Source organism: Pseudomonas sp. fls2-241-TYG-175 (assembly GCF_030209155.1).
Taxonomy (GTDB): Bacteria; Pseudomonadota; Gammaproteobacteria; order Pseudomonadales; family Pseudomonadaceae; genus Aquipseudomonas; species Aquipseudomonas viridiflava.
The window spans coordinates 280,718-299,480 of record NZ_JARVSO010000001.1 but is presented as its reverse complement, the minus strand read 5'-3'; the positions used below and the strand labels follow the sequence as shown (position 1 = coordinate 299,480).

The 18,763-nt window shown below is 59.0% G+C and carries 17 protein-coding genes; 7 read left to right on the top strand and 10 right to left on the bottom strand.

All coding sequences use genetic code 11. The features are described 5' to 3' along the window. Positions 1-80 precede the first annotated feature (80 nt). Positions 81-686 carry a TetR/AcrR family transcriptional regulator gene (locus QRN20_RS01450; protein ID WP_029242607.1) on the top strand — a complete coding sequence of 202 codons (606 nt, stop codon included), beginning with the start codon at positions 81-83 and terminating at the stop codon, positions 684-686. A gap of 96 nt (positions 687-782) precedes the next feature. On the opposite strand, the gene QRN20_RS01445 is transcribed toward QRN20_RS01450, so the two are convergent. The 5 genes from QRN20_RS01445 to QRN20_RS01425 all read right to left on the bottom strand — a co-directional run bounded on the left by QRN20_RS01445 (position 783) and on the right by QRN20_RS01425 (position 7,770). Then, positions 783-2,390: a hybrid sensor histidine kinase/response regulator gene (locus QRN20_RS01445; RefSeq protein WP_029242606.1), complete on the bottom strand. Its 1,608-nt coding sequence runs from the start codon at positions 2,388-2,390 to the stop codon at positions 783-785. A 133-nt stretch (positions 2,391-2,523) separates the two neighbouring features. After that, positions 2,524-4,278, bottom strand: a complete 1,755-nt coding sequence (locus QRN20_RS01440; protein ID WP_122770316.1) for an ABC transporter ATP-binding protein — start codon at positions 4,276-4,278, stop codon at positions 2,524-2,526. A 3-nt stretch (positions 4,279-4,281) separates the two neighbouring features. Continuing rightward, complete coding sequence (locus tag QRN20_RS01435; protein ID WP_285359929.1) at positions 4,282-5,427, bottom strand: family 1 glycosylhydrolase; 1,146 nt, start codon at positions 5,425-5,427, stop codon at positions 4,282-4,284. 1 nt (position 5,428) lies between these two features. Beyond that, a complete protein-coding gene (gene glf / locus QRN20_RS01430; RefSeq protein ID WP_122428284.1) occupies positions 5,429-6,625 on the bottom strand; it encodes a UDP-galactopyranose mutase in 1,197 nt (398 codons plus the stop codon). After that, positions 6,613-7,770: a glycosyltransferase family 1 protein gene (locus tag QRN20_RS01425; protein WP_285359928.1), complete on the bottom strand. Its 1,158-nt coding sequence runs from the start codon at positions 7,768-7,770 to the stop codon at positions 6,613-6,615. Before QRN20_RS01425 ends, glf begins: the two co-directional genes overlap by 13 nt. 411 nt (positions 7,771-8,181) lie before the next feature. Here QRN20_RS01425 and galE point away from each other — a divergent pair, with 411 nt between their 5' ends. From galE to QRN20_RS01405, 4 genes are all read left to right on the top strand, one after another. Continuing rightward, entirely contained in the window at positions 8,182-9,210 is a 1,029-nt protein-coding gene (gene galE / locus QRN20_RS01420) for a UDP-glucose 4-epimerase GalE (protein WP_043303620.1), read from the top strand. A 103-nt stretch (positions 9,211-9,313) separates the two neighbouring features. Then, positions 9,314-9,829, top strand: a complete 516-nt coding sequence (locus QRN20_RS01415; RefSeq protein WP_004882337.1) for a ferritin-like domain-containing protein — start codon at positions 9,314-9,316, stop codon at positions 9,827-9,829. Positions 9,830-9,924: 95 nt separating this feature from the next. After that, positions 9,925-10,779: a YgaP-like transmembrane domain gene (locus QRN20_RS01410; RefSeq protein ID WP_285359927.1), complete on the top strand. Its 855-nt coding sequence runs from the start codon at positions 9,925-9,927 to the stop codon at positions 10,777-10,779. Then, entirely contained in the window at positions 10,779-11,948 is a 1,170-nt protein-coding gene (locus QRN20_RS01405; protein WP_122574509.1) for a zinc-dependent alcohol dehydrogenase, read from the top strand. Before QRN20_RS01410 ends, QRN20_RS01405 begins: the two co-directional genes overlap by 1 nt. 27 nt (positions 11,949-11,975) lie before the next feature. Here the strand turns inward: QRN20_RS01405 and QRN20_RS01400 are convergent, their stop codons facing one another. From QRN20_RS01400 to QRN20_RS01390, 3 genes are all read right to left on the bottom strand, one after another. Further along, positions 11,976-12,542 carry a cupin domain-containing protein gene (locus QRN20_RS01400; RefSeq protein WP_058432940.1) on the bottom strand — a complete coding sequence of 189 codons (567 nt, stop codon included), beginning with the start codon at positions 12,540-12,542 and terminating at the stop codon, positions 11,976-11,978. Between the two features lie 45 nt (positions 12,543-12,587). Then, positions 12,588-13,430: an OBAP family protein gene (locus tag QRN20_RS01395; protein ID WP_122434660.1), complete on the bottom strand. Its 843-nt coding sequence runs from the start codon at positions 13,428-13,430 to the stop codon at positions 12,588-12,590. A 215-nt stretch (positions 13,431-13,645) separates the two neighbouring features. Next, complete coding sequence (locus QRN20_RS01390) at positions 13,646-13,870, bottom strand: metallothionein (RefSeq protein WP_122434661.1); 225 nt, start codon at positions 13,868-13,870, stop codon at positions 13,646-13,648. 243 nt (positions 13,871-14,113) lie between these two features. Between QRN20_RS01390 and QRN20_RS01385 the strand changes: the two genes are divergently transcribed. Beyond that, a complete protein-coding gene (locus QRN20_RS01385) occupies positions 14,114-16,264 on the top strand; it encodes a TonB-dependent receptor family protein (RefSeq protein WP_502942008.1) in 2,151 nt (716 codons plus the stop codon). A gap of 20 nt (positions 16,265-16,284) precedes the next feature. Here the strand turns inward: QRN20_RS01385 and QRN20_RS01380 are convergent, their stop codons facing one another. Both QRN20_RS01380 and QRN20_RS01375 read right to left on the bottom strand, forming a co-directional pair. Next, on the bottom strand, positions 16,285-16,833 hold the full coding sequence (locus QRN20_RS01380) for a cupin domain-containing protein (RefSeq protein WP_029242594.1): 549 nt from the start codon (positions 16,831-16,833) through the stop codon (positions 16,285-16,287). A gap of 103 nt (positions 16,834-16,936) precedes the next feature. Continuing rightward, positions 16,937-17,698, bottom strand: a complete 762-nt coding sequence (locus QRN20_RS01375; protein ID WP_096766884.1) for a gamma-glutamyl-gamma-aminobutyrate hydrolase family protein — start codon at positions 17,696-17,698, stop codon at positions 16,937-16,939. A gap of 134 nt (positions 17,699-17,832) precedes the next feature. Between QRN20_RS01375 and QRN20_RS01370 the strand changes: the two genes are divergently transcribed. Further along, a complete protein-coding gene (locus QRN20_RS01370; protein WP_122606801.1) occupies positions 17,833-18,708 on the top strand; it encodes a LysR family transcriptional regulator in 876 nt (291 codons plus the stop codon). Positions 18,709-18,763: the final 55 nt, after the last annotated feature.

Sequence of the window (18,763 nt, the reverse complement as noted above, 5' to 3'; positions counted from 1 at the left end):
ATCGGTACTGTTATATTTTGGTGGTCGTGTTCCGTCAAGCGATAATGATACAGTTCGGTATCGTAATAGGAGAATTGAATGTGCGAGTGCTCACAGATGCCAAGCGGGACGCGATTATTGACGCTGCGGCGCAGGTGTTTCAGGAAGATGGATTCGAAGCCGCTTCGATGGCTGCGATAGCAGCTCGGGTGGGTGGCTCCAAATCCACGCTCTACCGATACTACAACTCCAAGGAAGCGCTATTTGTAGCCGTCAGCAGCAAGGCTGCGAAAAGTCAGTTGCTGCCCAGTCTGGAGAAGCTGCTTGCTACCGAGGACAAGGACCTGTCGACAGTGCTCACCGCATTTGGAAAAGCAACGCTGTCCGTCGTGGCCAGCGAAGCCATGATCAAGACGTTGCGCACGGTAATCAGCGAGTCGGGGCGCAGCGACATTGGCATGCTGTTTCACGAGGCAGGGCCCAGGATCGCATTCAAACTGCTGGCCGATTTCTTCAGCGTGCACATGGATGCGGGCAGCATGCGCCGTGCGGATCCAGACATTGTCACTCGCCACCTTATTGCCCTGTTTGACTCGGAAACCGTGTTCCCGCGGCTGATGGGCATTCGTGACGCGTTGACCGCCGATGAAATCGACAGTGCGGTAGAGCGAGCGGTCGAAACCTTCGTGCGAGGTTACAGCGTCTGATAAACGCGCCTGAACACCGAGAGGCTTCAGCGCAATGACCCGGACAAAAAAAGCCTGATCGAAATCAGGCTTTTCTAGTCACTGGACACTCATCGGTCAGGCAATACCATTCGGCCCGTCCAGCACCTGCCTGACTTTTCTGGCCAGATCGTGAGGCATGCAGGGCTTGGACACCACATCAAACTCCGAGCCGCCGATATCGGTCCGCTCTATCGAGCTCTCGGCGTAGCCGGTGGTGAGCAGCACTTTGATCTTGGGATAACGACGCTTGACCTCACGAGCGAGCATGACCCCATTCATACCGCCCGGCATGATCAGATCGGTGAACAGCAGATCGTACGTGCTGCCGGACTCGAATTTCTTCAAGGCTTCCCGTGCGTTGAGCACGATATCTGAAGCGTAGCCATAATCATCCAGCACCATCTTGGCCAGTTCGGCAACATCCGGTCGGTCTTCCACGATCAGAATTCGCTCACTGCTGCCCAGTCGCTGCCGCTGCTCAAGCGCCTGAGGCGACTCACTGGCAATGGTGGCTTCGTCAACCGGAAAGTAAAGGCGCAAGGTGGTGCCCACGCCTTCCTCGGTGTAAATACGTGCTGCACCGCCCGACTGTTTGGCGAAGCCGTACACCATGGACAGGCCCAGACCTGAACCCTTGCCCTCCTCCTTGGTGGTAAAGAACGGGTCCATCACCCGGTCCCGGATGCTCGACGGCATGCCGATGCCGTTATCCGTCACAGCGATGCTGACGTAGCGTCCCGGCAACAGACCGTCGTAAGACATGTTGGCCAGTTCATCGACCACCAGGTTACGCGTCTCGATGAAGACCTTGGGGTTTGGCCTGCCAATCAACGCATCTCTGGAATTGATGAAGATGTTCAGCAGCGCGACTTCTGCCTGCGTCGGGTCGATCCGGCAGTTCTTCAAACCCGGATCAAGATCGGTCTCGATGGTCACTTCCGAGCCGAACGTACGCTCGATCAGCGGTTCAGTGCTGGATATCAAACCATTGAGATTGAGCACCCGGCCGTGCAGTTTCTGTTTCCGGGCGAACGCCAGTAATTGCTTGGTGAGCGTGCTCGCTCTTTCCACAGCAGATTTGGCGTGATGCACGCTGCGCTGAACGCGCGGAATGTCGATGGTCGGCTTTTCGGCCGCCGTGCCGATCAGATCGATGTATCCGCCCATGACCTGCAGCAGATTGTTGAAGTCATGGGCGATGCCGCCAGTCAGTTGACCGAGCGCTTCCATTTTCTGCGCCTGACGAAGCGCTTCCTCGGCATCGCGGCGACGACTGATGTCCAGCTGTGACGCAAAGAAATAGATCAGATCGCCCGCGTCGTTGTACACCGGGGAAATGAACAAAGCGTTCCAGAACGACGAACCGTCCTTGCGATAGTTGAGTATCTCAGTGGAGATATCGTTGCGCTCATGAATCGCATCGCGAATGGTCTGCACCACTGCCCGGTCGGTTTCCGGACCCTGCAGGAACCGACAGTTGGAGCCAATGATTTCTTCGGAGGCGTATCCGGTCATTTCCAGAAACGCCTTGTTGGCAAAGATGATCGGGTTATCTTCACTGTTGGGGTCAGTCACGATCATCGGCATGCGTGTCGTTTCTACCGCTGCGAAAAAGATATCCTTTCCCTTATGGGAGATGTCACCACTCGCCGTATTGTCAACACGGGTCTTGTTTTCCGACACGCCACAACTCCCAGAATAATATCAGCGTGACTGCACGCACTCACCGCTTACGACTTCAATACCCTCGAAAGGGTTCTATGCAGCAATAAAAAAACAGAATTATATGCATATGGATGGGCCGGGAGAACCTGATTCATTCGCCGACGAGTGTCTGAGCGACCCAGAGCGACTCATAGACACCGCCTTGTCTGCGCAGTTGCATAGGCGGTCCATCTTCAATGATTTGTCCGTCGTGCAGCACGATGACCCGGTCGAAATTGGCCACAGTAGACAGCCTGTGCGCCACCACCAGCACAGTTCTGCCGTGCATCAGTTTGGCAAGTGCCGCCTGAATCACTGCTTCGGAATGCGAGTCCAGTGCGGACGTCGCTTCGTCAAGAATCAGGATCGGCGCATTCTTGAGAAAGACCCGGGCCAATCCCAGTCGCTGGCGCTGACCGCCTGACAGTTTCACGCCCCGCTCACCCACTAACGTGTCATAACCTTCCGGTAGCGCGCGAATGAACTCGTCGCAGTAAGCCTGTCGCGAAGCTTGAATAACGTCTTCGTAACGCGCATCGGGTAACCCGTAGGCGATGTTTTCGTAAATGCTGCGGTTGAACAGCGTGGGTTCCTGCGGAACGACGGCAATCTGTTTCCTGAGACTGTCCTGGCTGACGGCTCTGATATCGCGATCATCAATCAGAATCACGCCACTGCTGACATCGTCAAGACGTTGTAACAGGCTCAATAAGGTGGACTTTCCAGCGCCCGAGGAGCCGACAATCCCGACACGCTGGCCAGCAGGAATATCCAGATTCAAGTGCTCGAATATTCGACGTCCTTCTGGATAGCGGTAAGCCACATCAATAATCCGGATCGCCCCTCGACTCGGTTTCAACTCGGCCTTGGCATCGCTCAATGTATAGGGCTGGATGATGATGCGCAGCGTATCGGCGATCACACCCAGTTGCTGCGAGGTGTCGACCAGCGCCAGAGCCAGATCTCGAGAGCCGTGCAGGATACGGAAGGTCAGCGCGCTGACCAGTACCACGTCACCGGCGGTCACGGCATCGGCCCGCCACAACAGAATGGCCCATCCCAGCATTCCGCCGGCCATGACCGACAGACAGATATCGTGCAGCACACGGGCCTTTTCCAGGTAGATCCAGCTGCGCCGCTGTGCGCGTGCTTCAATGCCAATCGATGCCTCGAGCCGCTGGCGTTCGCGCTCGCGGGCGGAGAACGCCTTGATGGTCCAGATGTTGGAGACCAGATCCACCATCTCGCCACCGACCCTGGCGGACTGCGCGGCGAAGTCGATGTGTTTCGAGCGACCGCGCACCCCGACCACGGTGATCAACACAGCGACCAGCAGCACACACAGAATCAGCACGTTCGCCATGGCCACCTTGACCGTGTACAGCACCACTACGGCCCCCAGAAAGTCGACGCAGGGTGGAATGATCTTCCAGGCCAGACCACCGTAGATCGAGCCTGCCGCCGCACCGGCCGATGAGATGCGATTGGCCAGTGATCCCGAGAAATGCTGCGAGAAATAGCGCATCGGGTGACCGGTAAGGTGATTGAACAGATCCACACGCAGGTCGGCGCAACTGGCGACTACGGTGCGACAACCCAGCCAGCCACCCAGCCGCCAGAACAGGTTTTCGACCACGATCAGCCCGAGGAACAGGAAGAACGGAAACCAGACGTGCTCGCTTCTGCGGTCGCCCAGGGTCATGACATCGACCAGCATCTTCATGCCGTACTGCACAGCCACGGCGCAACTGGCCGCGCCTACGATAAGTAAGAACATGGCGCCGAAATGCCAGGGCCGCAAAGACACGTAGCGAATCAAAAAGGGCACGGCACGTTCCGGCAGAGGTGTCGCAGTGCTCGCTCGCATGCTTCATCGGCCTCTGTCAGCATTCAGAGACGATGAATGCAGGGCTTCGAACGCCTCATCTGCTTCACGAATCGCCAGTTGCAGCGGGTGAAACGCAGCACGCTGACCTTGGCCATCGGCGTAGCCCAGCAGACCCGCCGGGCAATACCGTCCGTCATCCCAGCCGGGATAATCCAGGATCGGATACCAGCAGATGCCTTCCACCGGCACTCCCGCCTGCACGGCTTTGCTGACCTGATCGGTCACATAACGAAACCAGGGCACACGCTGTTCATCCTCGGCACCCGTTTCCGACACCAGAATGGGTCTGCCGTAGCGTGCGTACAGCTCACGAAGCATGCCGCTGAACGGCCGATAATCCGGTTCGCCGCGCATCACGCGGCGACTGTTGAATATCCACTGGTTATGCGGATAGAAATTGGCACCCAGCACGTCCAGATACTCGGGTCGCCCTCCGAGTCCGGGCCACTGGCGTCCGCTCAACAGGTCCCAGGCTTCGAATTGCGCCTGCCGATAGTTTTCAGCCGCCTCGATGTCATCGTTGCGCCCGCTTGACGGCAACACATGAATCAACGGGTCAGCCTGCACGAAACGCGCGCCAGGCTCGACGTCGCGCACCGCCTCGATCGCTGCGATGCTGGCCCTGATCAACTGATGTTTGAGTTCCATGCCACGGCGTTCAGCGCCGGGATTGAAATAGCCGACATCGCCTCCCGCCCAGCTCCAGAACGAAATCTCGTTGATCGGCGAATAAAACGGCACAACTTCGCCATCATCCTTGATCACCTGCGCCGCCGCAGCCGCAAAGCGCGCGAAACGCTCCACGAACTGTGGACGCCAGATGTCCATATCATCCGGGTAACCGTAATGGCAGAGGTCCCAGATCACTTGGGTGCCCTGGGCACGAGCCGCCCGCAGCATGGGCAGGAAGCTGCTCCAGTCATAGACACCGGGGCGCGTTTCGATCAGGTGCCAGCGCAGCCCGCTGCGCACCGTGCGCATGGCGCAGTTCGCCATTGCCGCGAAGTCCTCTCCGGGCCAGCGGGCGTGGCCTGTGGAATGCAGCAGGTCCAGGCGTTTGCCATCGCGTCGCCGGTGAGTTGAACACTCGAATCCGCCCACAAAAAAACTCTTGAACAGACCTGGCATGCTAATTCCCCGCTGGCTGTTCGTTGAACACCGGCGGTTTCAGCTCTGATGCAGCAGGTGCATGCACTTCGGCAAGACGCTGATACAAGGCCAGCGCCTGACCTACGACCTGATCCATGTTGTAGTACTTGTACGTGCCCAGGCGCCCAAGGAAGGTGACATCGTCGGACTGGTCGGCCAGGGCCTTGTAGCGCTTGTACAGCTCGTTGTTCTCCTCGCGGGGTATCGGGTAGTACGGATCGCCCTCGGCAGTCGGAAATTCATAGGTCACGCTGGTTTTCGGATGCTGCTGCCCTGTCAGGTGCTTGTACTCAGTGATACGGGTGTACGGGACTTCTTCATCCGGGTAATTGACCACCGCGACGGGCTGGAACCGAGTCTGATCAACCGTTTTGTGTTCGAAGCGCAATGAGCGATAGGGAAGCCGTCCGTAACAGTGGCCGAAATACTCATCAATGGGGCCGCAGTACACCAGATGCCGATAGGACAACGCCTCATGCACCTCGGCAAAATCGACGCCCAGCACAATATCGATCCGTTCGTGATCCAGCATGCGCTCGAACATTTTCGTGTAGCCGTGCAGCGGCATCTTCTGAAAGCTGTCGCCGAAATAGCGGCTGTCGGTCGTGGTGCGGGTCGGCACCCTGGACGTCACCGACTTGTCCAGTTGCGAAGGGTCCAGGCCCCACTGTTTGCGCGTGTAACCCCTGAAAAACTTCTCGTACAGCTCTCGTCCGATCTGATTGATCACCACATCCTCGGAAGTCCTGATCATCTCCACCGGCTCTGCACGTTCGGCCAGGAACACCTCGGCCTGCTGCTCGTCCATCTGCAGGCCATACAGCGTATTCAACGTATCCAGGTTGATGGGAATCGGCACCAGTTTGCCGTCGACCCGCGCCAGAACCCGGTGCTCGTAGCTGTGCCATTCGGTGAACTGCGACAGGTAGTCGACAATGCGTTCGGCGTTGGTATGAAAGATGTGCGGCCCGTAGCGATGCACCAGCACGCCTGCGCTGTCGAGATGGTCGTAGGCGTTGCCTGCGATATGGGAACGACGATCAATCAACAGCACGCGCTTGCCGAGCCCCGCGGCCAGTCTTTCAGCCAGCACGCTGCCGGCAAAACCGGCACCGACAATCAGAAAATCGTAGGGCTGTGCAGCATTGATGGCTGAGTCGAGGGTTATTTCAGGCATTGGATCTGCTCCTTCATGGCTACACAGGTCTTGTCCCAGGACTTGTCCGCAAGCACGGCGTCGGCACGATCATGGAATTCGCTGGACTTGCCCCTCCCGAGCGCACCCTCAATGGCATCGCAAAACTGCGCAGCGTCAGCAGCGATGGTCACCACACCACTGTCTCCGTAGGTACTGACCACATCGGTGATCGGTGTCGACACCACCGGGCAGCCGCCCGCCAGGTATTCCGGAGTTTTGGTCGGGCTGATGAAGCGCGTGGACTCGTTGATCGCAAAGGGCATCAATGCCACGTCCCAGCCGGACAGGTAGGCTGGCAGGTCGTCATAGGATTTGCCGCCCAGGTAATGAATGTTCGGCAACTGCGGCAGGCTGCCCGGATCAATCTTGACCACAGGTCCAATCAACACGATTTGCCAGTCAGGCCGGACGCTGGCTACCTGACGAATCAGCTCGATGTCGAATCGCTCGTCGATGACGCCAAAGAACCCCAGGCGTGGGCGTGGAATGCCCTGTTGATCGGGCGGATCGCTCAACCCACGTCTGGCCGTCGCGAAATGCTCGATGTCCACGCTGCTGGGCATGGCGTGCACATTATCGTGCCGTTGTTTCTTGGCCTCCCAGAGGCTGTGGCCACCGGTGAAAACCACATCCGCACACTCCAGCAGGTACTGCTCCATGACGATCAGCTCAGGCGGCGCGCCCTTGAATGCCGACAGTTCGTCCATGCAGTCGTAGATGATCGCCTGCGGCCAGAGATGATCGGTGAACGCCAGGCTCATGGGCGTGAAGTACCACAGGAGCAGATCATGTGATGGATGCTGTTCAAGCCAGTGATCCAGCAACTGACGTTGCGCGAGAACCGCTTGATCAGGCGGCAGATCACGAGGCAGATGAGGCACCAGCACGGTTACACCTGAAGGCTGCGGCAAGGCTTCCAGGCGACTGTCGGGGGAATCGGCGAAGACCGGCTCCTCGAAAAAAAGCACGTCATAGTCGCGAGCCATACGAGACATGATGTGCTGAGGACGCTGGTAGACAAAACCCCACCTCAGATGAGAGAGACAGAGCAGAACGGGGCGTGTGTCTGGCTTGGCTTGCGATGCGGTCGACAGGTCTGAATGAATCGCTTCTGCACGGTTCATGAAGTTTCCCTTCTTATGAAAAAAAGTGCCCGGACGAATCTGAAGGGCGCCTTTGAGGGCTGAACTTCGACTGCATTCATTAATGAAAGCAAGGCGGCCATGAGCGTTGAACCCCTTACAGGCTCTGCTGATGCCCGCCCTTACTGAGGGTATTGAGAGTGTTCCGGCCCGCCCGTTCAGTTCTCCCGATGAAGTGCACACACCACTGGGAAAAGTTCGTTGAACTCATGCGCGGGGAAATTTCCCTAGTCATAAGCGAATGCTTTTTTGGTACCTGCAGTACGTCACTGGTCTGTTGGGTCGATGGGTCCTGATTTTCGCTCGCAAACACTCCGTATGCCCTGATCCATGAGGGACGGAGTCGTCAGCCTGCCTCTCCCCGAGGCCGCGAAAACCAAAGGAAGGACAACCATGATCCTAGTGACCGGTGGTGCGGGATACATTGGCGCTCATATCGTGCTGGCGCTGCTTGAGCACGGCAACGAGGTGCTGGTGCTGGACAACCTGTGCAACAGCTCGCGAGAAACGCTTGATCGAGTGGCAAACATCACCGGAAGACATTTCGACTTCATTCCTGGAGACGTTCGCAGCAAGGCCACTCTGCATGCCCTGTTCGCCGAATACCCCATAGAAGCGGTCGTGCACTGTGCGGGCCTCAAGGCCGTGGGCGAAAGTGTGCGTGAGCCACTGCGCTATTTCGAGACCAATGTCAGTGGCAGCGTCAATCTGTGCCAGGCGATGGCCGAGGCCGGCGTCTTCAACCTGCTGTTCAGCTCATCAGCCACGGTCTATGGCGAAGCCGACCGCATGCCGCTGGACGAAACCTGCGCGCTGGGCTTGCCGACCAATCCCTACGGCCATTCCAAACTCATGGCCGAACACGTGATGAAGAGCGCCGCCAGTTCGGACCCGCGCTGGGCCATTGGCCTGTTGCGCTACTTCAATCCAATTGGCGCGCATCCATCCGGAATGCTGGGTGAATCACCACGCAACACACCCAATAACCTGCTGCCATTCCTGCTGCAGGTCGCCAATAGGCAGCGCCCTGCCCTGCATGTGTTCGGCAGTGACTACCCGACACCTGATGGCACCGGCATACGGGATTACCTGCATGTGATGGATCTGGCCGAGGGCCATTTGCAAGCATTGGCCCGCATAGGCACCCAGCGCGGCGTGTCTATCTGGAATCTGGGCACCGGTCGAGGGTATTCGGTGCTCGAAGTGGTGAAGACCTTCGAGCGAATCTCGGGCGTAAAGGTGCCCCTCGTCTTCGAGCCTCGGCGCGCAGGCGACGTGGCCGCGTGCTGGTCGGATCCGGGCAAGGCGCAGCGTGAACTGAGCTGGCAGGCCCGACATGACCTTGAAGCCATGCTGACCGATGCCTGGCGCTGGCAATGCATGAACCCTCAGGGCCTGGAACTCGAGGTATTGGTGGGCTGATGCCTGTTTCAGAGCCATTCGTCACCCTGCCTTACAAACCTCGGAACCGGTTCAACGCAGCATTTTTCTACTTTTTACCACTCACTCAGAAGAGGTACGCACCATGAGCACGACGACAAAACAGGACAACCTTATCGATTGGCTGCGCGATGCACACGCCATGGAGCAACAGGCGGAAAAAATGCTGACGGCCCAGGCGGAAAGACTGGAGCACTACCCGGTACTCAAAAAAAGGATTGAACAGCACATCGAGGAAACGCGGGGCCAGCAGGAGAAAGTCGAGGCATGCCTCACGCGTCTGGACAGCAGCCCTTCGACAATAAAGGACATTGGCGGAAAGCTGATGGCAGTCGGTCAGGGACTGGGCGGTATGTTGATGTCTGACGAAGTCGTTAAAGGCGCGATGAGCGGTTATGTGTTCGAGAACATTGAAATCGCGACGTACACCGTACTCATCGAGGCCGCAGAGGCGGCGGGCGAACCTCAGATCCGCAAGGATTGCGAGCAGATCCTGAAGCAGGAAGTCGCCATGGCGGACTGGCTGCGCGAGCACTTGCCTGAAATCACCAGAGCGTTCCTGAATCGCTCTGAATCGCCGAACGTCGAGGCAAAGCGCTGATAACGATACCCTAAAGACCAGACAGTGGTCGGGCGCGTATCACTGCAGTTGCCGCTCGACGATCCCGCTGTCATTGATTCGACGAGGAGTGACTCATGAATCAACTACCACTGGTTGCAGCCAGGTCCACCATCTGGCGCGTCAACCACCCCGAGCTGAAAACAACCGAACGCGCCCTGTCCATCACTGCCGGCAGCCTGCTGCTGTTCACCGCCCTGCACCGCGGCGGTGTCGTCGGCTTGCTGGGAGCGGCCGCTGGCGCTTACTGCGTGTTTCGCGGCGCCACCGGGCGTTGCGCGATAAAGCGCAGCCTGGCCCCGACCCCGTTTGAACATCAGTTTCAGAACGCTCACGGCTGGAAGGCCAGTGAAGCCGTTTCCCGCAGTGTCACCATCGGCAAGCCCCTCAGCGAAGTACGCGATTTTCTGGAGCAACCGCAGAACATTGGTCCGCTGATTCCATGGGTCGACAGCATCGAAGCCGTTGACGCAGATACCAGTCGATGGACCGTGCGCGGCCCGCTGGGTCGCAAGCTGAGCTGGACCGTGCAACGACAGCCTTCGAACATCGACGACAGCCTTCACTGGCGTACCCGGCCCGAAGGCAAATGGCAGCACGACATCTCGGCGTACCTCAAATCCGCACCAGGCAACCGCGGCACCGAGCTGAAGGTCGTTGCCGTCTGCGAGCCCGGCGCAGGAAGCCTGGGTCATGCACTGGCCAAGGCCATCAGCACGTTCAGCGACAAAGCGCTGCTCAATCTTTTGAGCAATATCAAGCAGCATCTGGAGACCGGCGAAGTGAGCACCAACCAGATGCGGGCCAGCGAAGTGCGTGACTTCCTGTTCCTGCACGGCCAGACAACCGACACCCCCGAGCCTGCGCATGAGCAGCCCGAGGTAGCGGCCCTGCCGCGTCCGCAACCGCTGCTGGAAAGGGGGAATGCCTGATGCGCGCGCTGACCTGGCAAGCCCCCAACAAACTGCAAGTCGATACGGTCCCCGATCCTGCGATCCTCAACCCCCGTGACGCGATCATTCGTGTAACGCTGTCCTCGGTCTGCGGCTCGGACCTGCACCTGCTGGGCGGTTACGTTCCGGCAATGAAACCGGGCGATATCATCGGCCACGAGTTTCTCGGTGAAGTGGTCGAGATCGGCTCGGCGGTGAAAACCGTCAAGAAAGGCGACAGGGTCATCACCATTTCAATTATCGGTTGCGGGCAGTGTGAGCCCTGCAAACGCAGTGACTTCTCGTGCTGCGACAACTCGAACCCCAACCCCTCGACCACTGACATTGCTTATGGCCAGCCCTGCTGCGGCATCATCGGCTACAGCCATGCCTTCGGTGGGTACGCAGGCAGCCACGCCACTTACATTCGCGTGCCTTTTGCCGACGTGAACCTGTTCACGGTGCCGGACGGGGTGAACGACGATCAGGCGCTGTTCGTTTCCGATGCTGCACCCACGGGCTACTTCGCAGCGGATAACGCCGACATCGAGCCCGGCGATATCGTCGCGGTCTGGGGCTGCGGTGGCGTCGGTCTGATGGCGATACGCAGCGCGTTTCTGCTGGGCGCCGAGCAGGTGATCGCCATTGACCGGTATCCGGACCGGTTACGTCTGGCGCAACAAAAGGTCGGCGCAACCGTGATCAACTACGAAACCACCAATGTGCACGAAGCGCTGCTGGAATTGACCGGGGGACGTGGCCCTGATCGCTGTATCGACTGCGTTGGCATGGAAGCCCATGGCACGGAAATCGATTACGCCTACGACAAGGCCAAGCAAATGCTGCGCCTGCACACGGAACGCGGCACCGTACTGCGCCAGGCCATACGCGCCTGTCGCAAGGGCGGCACGGTGTCGGTGGTCGGCGTTTATGGCGGGCTGCTGGACAAGTTTCCAATGGGTGCCATCGTCAACAAGGCACTGACCTTGCGCTCAGGCCAACAGCCGGGCCAGCGCTATGCTCCGACCCTGTTTAACCATATCCGCAATGGCGAGCTGGATCCTTCGTTTCTGTTGACTCATCGCATGAGTCTGGAGGATTCGCCGAAGGGCTACGCGATGTTCAAGGAAAAGACCGATCACTGCCTGCGGGCAGTCTTCGAACCCTGACCGCCAGCTGCATCAACCACGACGGGGTCAGCCCCCGTCGTGCTCGTCATCGATCCACGTATCGATCAGCGATCCGCCCTGCCCTGTGACCGGATCGGTAAGCGGCGTCGGCACCTTGGCGATGCGAGCGACCGCCTGATCATGCACCGAAGGATCGACACGTTGAATGTCATAGTATTCCTGGCCTCGCGGATAGGCACCGACGACCAGAAAATCTTCACTCTGCTTGATGCGACAATGACCGGTTCCGGCTGGAAGAACCAGCACATCGCCGGCCTTGACCCTGTGATCGCTGCCATGCTCACCACCTAGCCGCAATGTAGCGTGCCCGCTGGCGACGCCCAGCACCTCATGGGCCGTGGAGTGGTAATGGTGGTAGTCGAATACGCCGTCCCGCCAGAGTGGCGACCATTCGTTGCTTTCGAACAAACGCTCGAAAGCCGTCGCCACATCCATGTCCGGGTTAATCGCCAGTTCATAAACAAGCACCGGAAACCGGCTGTTGGGCGTGGCGCCGTCGTCTTCGAAGAACAGGACATGCGGCACCAGCAGTGAAAGCTCCCGGTACGCAAACTCCTCATTCAAGCTGTTCATGCAGTCACTCCTTTGTCGAACCGCACTCACGCGGGTAGCCCACACTCAAGGTGCGGGAGACCGGCTGTTGGTGCCTTTATCCTGTGGCCTCGGCGCTGGGTGATAGGACGCCGTACCGCTCGGATCGGGCAACTGGATGACCTTGCCGTCCATCCAGGCGTTTGCACCCGGCAACACGGGCTGAGGCTTGATGTCCTTGCGCGCCTCGCGTTCGGCGACGCTGTCCAGCCCCATCCGTTCGTCACGCGCCTTGACCATCTGCGGGTCGGCCTGTCCGTCCCGGGTAAAGCCCATCATCAACTGAGGCACACCCAAGGGCAGCGATTTGTCCTTGTCGGTGTGCCACGTATGCCAGGTCTTGCCGTAGGTATTGACCAGCTTTTCCATGAGCGCGTGCTCGGCAGGTTCTGGAATACCGGGAGCAACCAGCTGGCCCGAGGTCACCTCATGGGAATGACTGTGCCAATAGGCTTTTTCTTCAGTCGGCAGACCTTCGAACAACCTGGCGCTGATGATGTACTCGACGCCCATCAAGTGCGCATCCTTGACGTTGCCGTCGTAGATCACACACTGAATGACCTCTTCGTTGAGAATCGAACAGTAATGGTGCGCTTCCATCTGCGATTTGATCGTGCCGTTGTAGAAATGAAAGCCATCCAGGTAGGTATTCAACGCATCGAGTGGCGGGTGTGATTGAAGCATGGCGGCGCCGGTCTCAAGCACCGCAGTCGAGACCTGCTTGTCAGCGCCCGGCGGCGAGACCGGCGGGCGTGTATCAGTTCCGTTGCAGGCAGAGAGCGCTGTCAGCGTCGCCAACAGCGCAATACGTTTGCTCACCTGCAAGTGCTTCAGATGACGCAGGCGGCGATAGGTAGTTGAGAAAGTCACGATTCTGTCCCTTGAAATGGTGTTGGCACAAAGCGGTATCAGGGCGATATCGGGTCACTGGCCGGAAAGGTTTCCTCGATTGCCTCATCCAGTCAGCGTCGCCAACAGCGCAATACGTTTGCTCACCTGCAAGTGCTTCAGATGACGCAGGCGGCGATAGGTAGTTGAGAAAGTCACGATTCTGTCCCTTGAAATGGTGTTGGCACAAAGCGGTATCAGGGCGATATCGGGTCACTGGCCGGAAAGGTTTCCTCGATTGCCTCATCCAGTTTGTCTTCCGCCGCCTCCTCGCAATGACAGCCCGGCGACTGGCATTTCTCATGATTCACATGGTGGTTCGCGCAGGCCTCGCAGCAAAACTGCTGATTATCACGTTTAACAACGGTGTTGCTGTCGACCGCGCAGTTGCATTGCGGACAAGCACAGGTGTTATCAGTCATAAAGCTCTCCTGATTTAAAGAAGCGCCTGATTTAGCGCCTGTCATTTTCGAAACAGGCCAGCCTGGATAGTTGTCGGAATCTGCCCGAACACCGACCAGCGGTGGCGGATGCATCCTGAGACGTGACGCGCCAGGGATATCCGGCATCGAACCCTCTGTCCCCAGAACACGCATGGCCACCGGCTCTGCGATGGCCGTCACCTTCTGCAGTGCGTAGCGGCCCCAGCCAAGAGGCCTCTTTACGTGCAACACACTCCACCCTTCCCGCTCGCTGCTGCGTTGAAACTGCTTGGTGTGACCACGGCGCTTGCCTGCGCCACTCAGGTACGCGCCGAACAGACCGTGAACCTCTCCAGTATCGAAGTGGATGGCAACGCCGTGGAAAGCCGAGCAGAAGCAGCTCGCGACGCCTTGCGCAGCGTGCCCGGCGGCACCAACGTTGTTGACCTGAATCGAGTTGATCAGGGGCGCGTGGCCACCAATGAAGACGTGTTCCGCTATCAGGCAGGCATCTACGCAAAGGCGGCCAACAACGAAGGTGCGAAGATTTCCATTCGTGGTTCCGGGCTGAATCGGGCACCCGGCGCGCACGCCTCGGGGCTGTTTGAAATGCTCGACGGATTGCCACTCACCGGCCCCGGCGGCACACCGTATGAGCTCAAGGAGCCATTGTGGCTGAATCATGTCGAAGTGCGTCGTGGCGCGAACGGTTTTGAACTGGGATCGCTGGCACTCGGCGGCGCAGTCAACTACGTCACCCACACCGGCTACGATGCGCCGCGCCTGCAAGTACGCTATGAAGCCGGAAGTCACGGTTACACCAAAAGGCAAGTCAGCTCCGGCGATGTGCTCGGCGATCTGGATTACTACGTCGCCCTGACCGATTCCAACTACGACGGTTTTCAGGATCACAGCGCTGGCGGCAGCAAGGGCATCGCCGCGAACGTCGGCTATCGTTTCAGCCCTGATCTGGAAACCCGCTTCTTCTTTCGTTACCGGGAGACCGACAACGACTCGCCGGGTCGGCTGACACGCGATCAGATTCGTCACGATCCGCGTGCCGCCAACACGCTCAACGCAGCACGTGATTCCAAGCGCCTGCAGCCGGGCAGCACCTGGCTGGGCAACAAGACCACGCTCTACCTGGATGACAGTTCCAGAATCGAAACCGGTCTGGTCTATCACGACTATCCGATGGACCTGCGCGAAGGCACCAATCGCCTGAAGGTCGCCTACACCGACATCAGCGGTACGCTGAATTACATTCGACAGGACACCATGTTCGGCCGCCAGAGCAACACGACCCTGGGCCTGCGCACCACCAAGGGCTTGCCGAACAATGGCGCTTCAGAATTCGTGCGCATCCCTGCTGGCAACACCGCCACTTATACGCCAGGCACCAGAACCCGTGACTACAGCTATCTGGGCTCGGACAGCGTTCTGCAACTGAGCAACGACCTGGAGTTGGTTCCCGACCTGTGGCTGACCACAGGCGTTGCTGCGATTTACACGCGCCGCGAAACCAGTGTCACCTACCCCGCTACCCAGCAAGCGGTCAGCACCCACGACTGGGACTATGCGTCACGTCTCGGCCTGCGTTATGACTTCACACCGCAATTGCAGGTCTACGGCAATCTGAGCCGCTCGGTCGAACCGCCTCATGCGTGGTCGATGATCTGGGGCTCGAACCAGTTCTTTCCCGCTGGAAGCGGCCCGGCGACAGGTCTGCAACGAGTGGGCGTGAAACTTGAAAACCAGACCGCGACTACTCTGGAACTCGGAGGGCGCGGCCGGGGATGGATGGGTGACTGGGAAGTGGGGTGGTATTACTCGCAGGTCAGGCACGAGCTATTGAGCGTCGAAACACAGGCCGCCAGCGCGACCTCTTCGCAGGTGATTGCCGAATCCAACGCTAGCCCGACGGTTCACACCGGCGTCGAGCTGAGCCTCGACAGCCCGCTGTGGCAAGGCGGTGCCGCTGGCAAGCTGGATCTGCGTCAGGCGTACACATTCAGCGACTTTCACTATCGGGACGATGACCGGTTTGGCGACAACGCCCTCCCCGGCATTCCACGGCATTATTACCAGGCTGAATTGCGTTACAGCCATCCGACCGGGTTTTACGCAGGATTGAATACGGAACATGCCTCGAAGGTCGCCGTCGATTACGCGAATTCCTTCTACGCCGATCAGTACACCTTGCTGGGCGCGACCTTCGGCTACGCCTCGCCCAAGGACGACTGGCAAACCTGGCTGGACCTGCGCAATCTGACCAATCGACGCTATGCCAACACGGTGACGCCGGGCTACGACGATGGCGGGCGTGACGTGGCGCGCTCGACGCCCGGCGACGGTATGGGCGTCTATGCGGGCGTGTCCTGGAGTCTGCGTTAAGACGCAGTCAGCGGGGATGATCAAAAGTTGGCGGGGGTGTTGGCGCTGATGATTTCGGCCTCATCCTGGCCAATGTTGCGGAAACGATGCGGCAAGGTTGTCGGAAAGTAGTAGCCATCGCCGGGACCAAGAATATTGATCTGGCCATTGATGGTCAGCTCGACCGTACCGCGGGTGACCATACCGCACTCCTCGCCTTCGCTGTGCACGATAGGCTCTTCACCCGAATCGGCTCCCGGTGCGTACTGCTCGCGCAGAAAGCGCATCTGACGGGTCGGCAGTGTCGCGCCTACCAGCAACAGGCGCACGCCGTTGCGGCCCAGATCGGGCTGATCGCCGCCTCGAAACACGTATTGGTCCTGCCCCGGCGGCTGGTCGAACGTGAAGAAATCGGCCAGCGACATCGGAATGCCTTCCAGCAGCTTCTTGAGCGAACTGATGGAGGGGCTCACGCGGTTCTGTTCGATCAGGGAAATCGTGGCATTGGTCACACCACTGCGTCTGGCGAGTTCGCGTTGCGACAGCTTGTAGCTTTCACGCACCAGCTTGAGTCGTGCTCCCGTATCCATAATGGCCTTATGCGAAAAATATCCGGTGAAGAAACCCGGCTCCGACGCGGCGGTGCGCCTGGAGCCATGAGGCCGGATATTAAATCATGTTTGTCGGCAAGGCTCAGTAGTTGATCGCTGACCGTGCGCGGGCATAAACCTGACATGCATCGCGAAACGCTTCGAACATTTTCAGTGACACCGGATTCTCCATCAGCGCCCATTCGGGATGCCACTGTACGCCCAGCACAAAACCCGGTGCGCCGGGCAGCGAAACGGCTTCCACCAACCCGTCGGGCGCAAGCGCTTCAGTGCGCAAGTCGGACGCCAGGCGATCAATACCCTGACTGTGCAGGCTGTTGACTGCAAAGCCGGGAGCAAGTCCCAGAGACTCGAGGATGCCACCCGGCTGCACCGAGACATCATGTTGCGGCACGTATTGCTCGGCCACCACGTCGCTCTGCGGCTCGCGATGATCCAGATAGCCCGGTAGATCCTGAACGCGTTGATGCAGGCTGCCGCCCAACGCGACGTTCAGTTCCTGAAACCCACGGCAGATGCACAGCACCGGAACGCCCTGGGCGATGGCGGCCCGGAGCAGCGGCAGCGTGTTGCGATCACGGAACACATCGTGGGCAGTGCCTTCGATACTTGGCGTGCCGTTGTAATGATGGGGCTCCACATTGGAAGGTGATCCGGTGAACAGCAGGCCGTCCAGGTGCTCGAGTATCTGCGCTGGCTCGGTCGGTACGTTGAGTGCTGGCAGGATCACTGGGATGCCTGCAAAACCCGCCGCTTCGACATATTTGTCGCCGGCCGTGTGCGAAGAGTATTTGCCCAGTTGCTGACGACAAGCGGTGACGCCGATCAAGGGGAGTCGAGACATGATTCAGGTCCTGATTTGAAAGGTTGCGCACTGGGTTTGAGATGAATAAGCCGCTATCCAGTGCAATTGAAACCAGTCTAGGATAGTCAGCTACGCAATCTACATGGGCAATCAGGCAAGGAAACTGTGCAGCAATGCAATATGAAGTCAGCCATTCGGATCTTTCTCTGGTGCTTGCGCTGATCAGAGGCCGCACCCTCGCACGCGCCGCAGAGCTGTTGAACGTCGATATTTCCACGGCATTCCGTTCAATCAAACGCCTTGAGGCTGCGCTGGGCATCGCCCTGTTCGAAAAGAACCGACGCGGTTACATCCCCACCGATACCGCCAGTGCCATGGCCGAGCAGGCAGAACGCGCGGAGCTTGCGTTGAACGCAGCGCGTATCGCCTTGCAGCAAGGCGAGAACGTGGTGAGCGGCACCGTGCGCCTGACCTGCACCGACGCTGTGCTGCACAACCTGCTGCTGCCCGCCCTCGCCCGCTTCATGCCCAGCTACCCGGCGCTCACACTGGAACTGGCAACCTCCAATTCCTTCGCCAACCTCAGCCGTCGGGACGCTGATATCGCGTTGCGCCTGACCAATACCCCACCGGAACACTTGGTGGGTCGACGAATCGGTACGGCCGAATATGTGATCTGCGGAGTGCCCGGCTTTCGTGATGCACTGCAAACAGCGCCATCGTCTGTGCCATGGATAAGCCCTGACGACTCGATGCCAGACCACACCTCAGTGATCTGGCGCAACCAGGCTTTTCCGGACGTCGTGCCACGTTATCGCTGCAGCAGCATGTCCGCTGTGTCGCAGTTGGTCGTTGCCGGGCTCGGTGTCGCGGCGCTGACAGACTTCACCGCTCGCGGACTTTCAGGCGTCGAGAAACTGAGCGCGCCACTGGAGGGCTGCAGCACCGACCTCTGGCTCCTGACCCGCCCCGACTGCCGCGCCTTGCGTTCCGTCCAGACCCTGCTGGACGAACTCGCGCCCCTGCTGCGCGATGCCTTGCAGCCCTGATTCATATCCACTGATCTTATCCACACGCTGCGTCGCATTCGAGAGCGGACGCGGA

Bases quoted from the DNA above. Each gene is read 5' to 3' on its own strand.
- galE (WP_043303620.1), top strand. From the start codon at position 8,182: ATGATCCTAGTGACCGGTGGTGCGGGATACATTGGCGCTCATATCGTG.
- QRN20_RS01410 (WP_285359927.1), top strand. From the start codon at position 9,925: ATGAATCAACTACCACTGGTTGCAGCCAGGTCCACCATCTGGCGCGTC.
- QRN20_RS01440 (WP_122770316.1), bottom strand. From the start codon at position 4,278: ATGCGAGCGAGCACTGCGACACCTCTGCCGGAACGTGCCGTGCCCTTT.
- QRN20_RS01370 (WP_122606801.1), top strand. From the start codon at position 17,833: ATGCAATATGAAGTCAGCCATTCGGATCTTTCTCTGGTGCTTGCGCTG.
- QRN20_RS01390 (WP_122434661.1), bottom strand. From the start codon at position 13,870: ATGACTGATAACACCTGTGCTTGTCCGCAATGCAACTGCGCGGTCGAC.
- QRN20_RS01415 (WP_004882337.1), top strand. From the start codon at position 9,314: ATGAGCACGACGACAAAACAGGACAACCTTATCGATTGGCTGCGCGAT.
- QRN20_RS01405 (WP_122574509.1), top strand. From the start codon at position 10,779: ATGCGCGCGCTGACCTGGCAAGCCCCCAACAAACTGCAAGTCGATACG.
- QRN20_RS01425 (WP_285359928.1), bottom strand. From the start codon at position 7,770: ATGAACCGTGCAGAAGCGATTCATTCAGACCTGTCGACCGCATCGCAA.
- glf (WP_122428284.1), bottom strand. From the start codon at position 6,625: ATGCCTGAAATAACCCTCGACTCAGCCATCAATGCTGCACAGCCCTAC.
- QRN20_RS01400 (WP_058432940.1), bottom strand. From the start codon at position 12,542: ATGAACAGCTTGAATGAGGAGTTTGCGTACCGGGAGCTTTCACTGCTG.
- QRN20_RS01380 (WP_029242594.1), bottom strand. From the start codon at position 16,833: ATGGATACGGGAGCACGACTCAAGCTGGTGCGTGAAAGCTACAAGCTG.
- QRN20_RS01375 (WP_096766884.1), bottom strand. From the start codon at position 17,698: ATGTCTCGACTCCCCTTGATCGGCGTCACCGCTTGTCGTCAGCAACTG.
- QRN20_RS01435 (WP_285359929.1), bottom strand. From the start codon at position 5,427: ATGCCAGGTCTGTTCAAGAGTTTTTTTGTGGGCGGATTCGAGTGTTCA.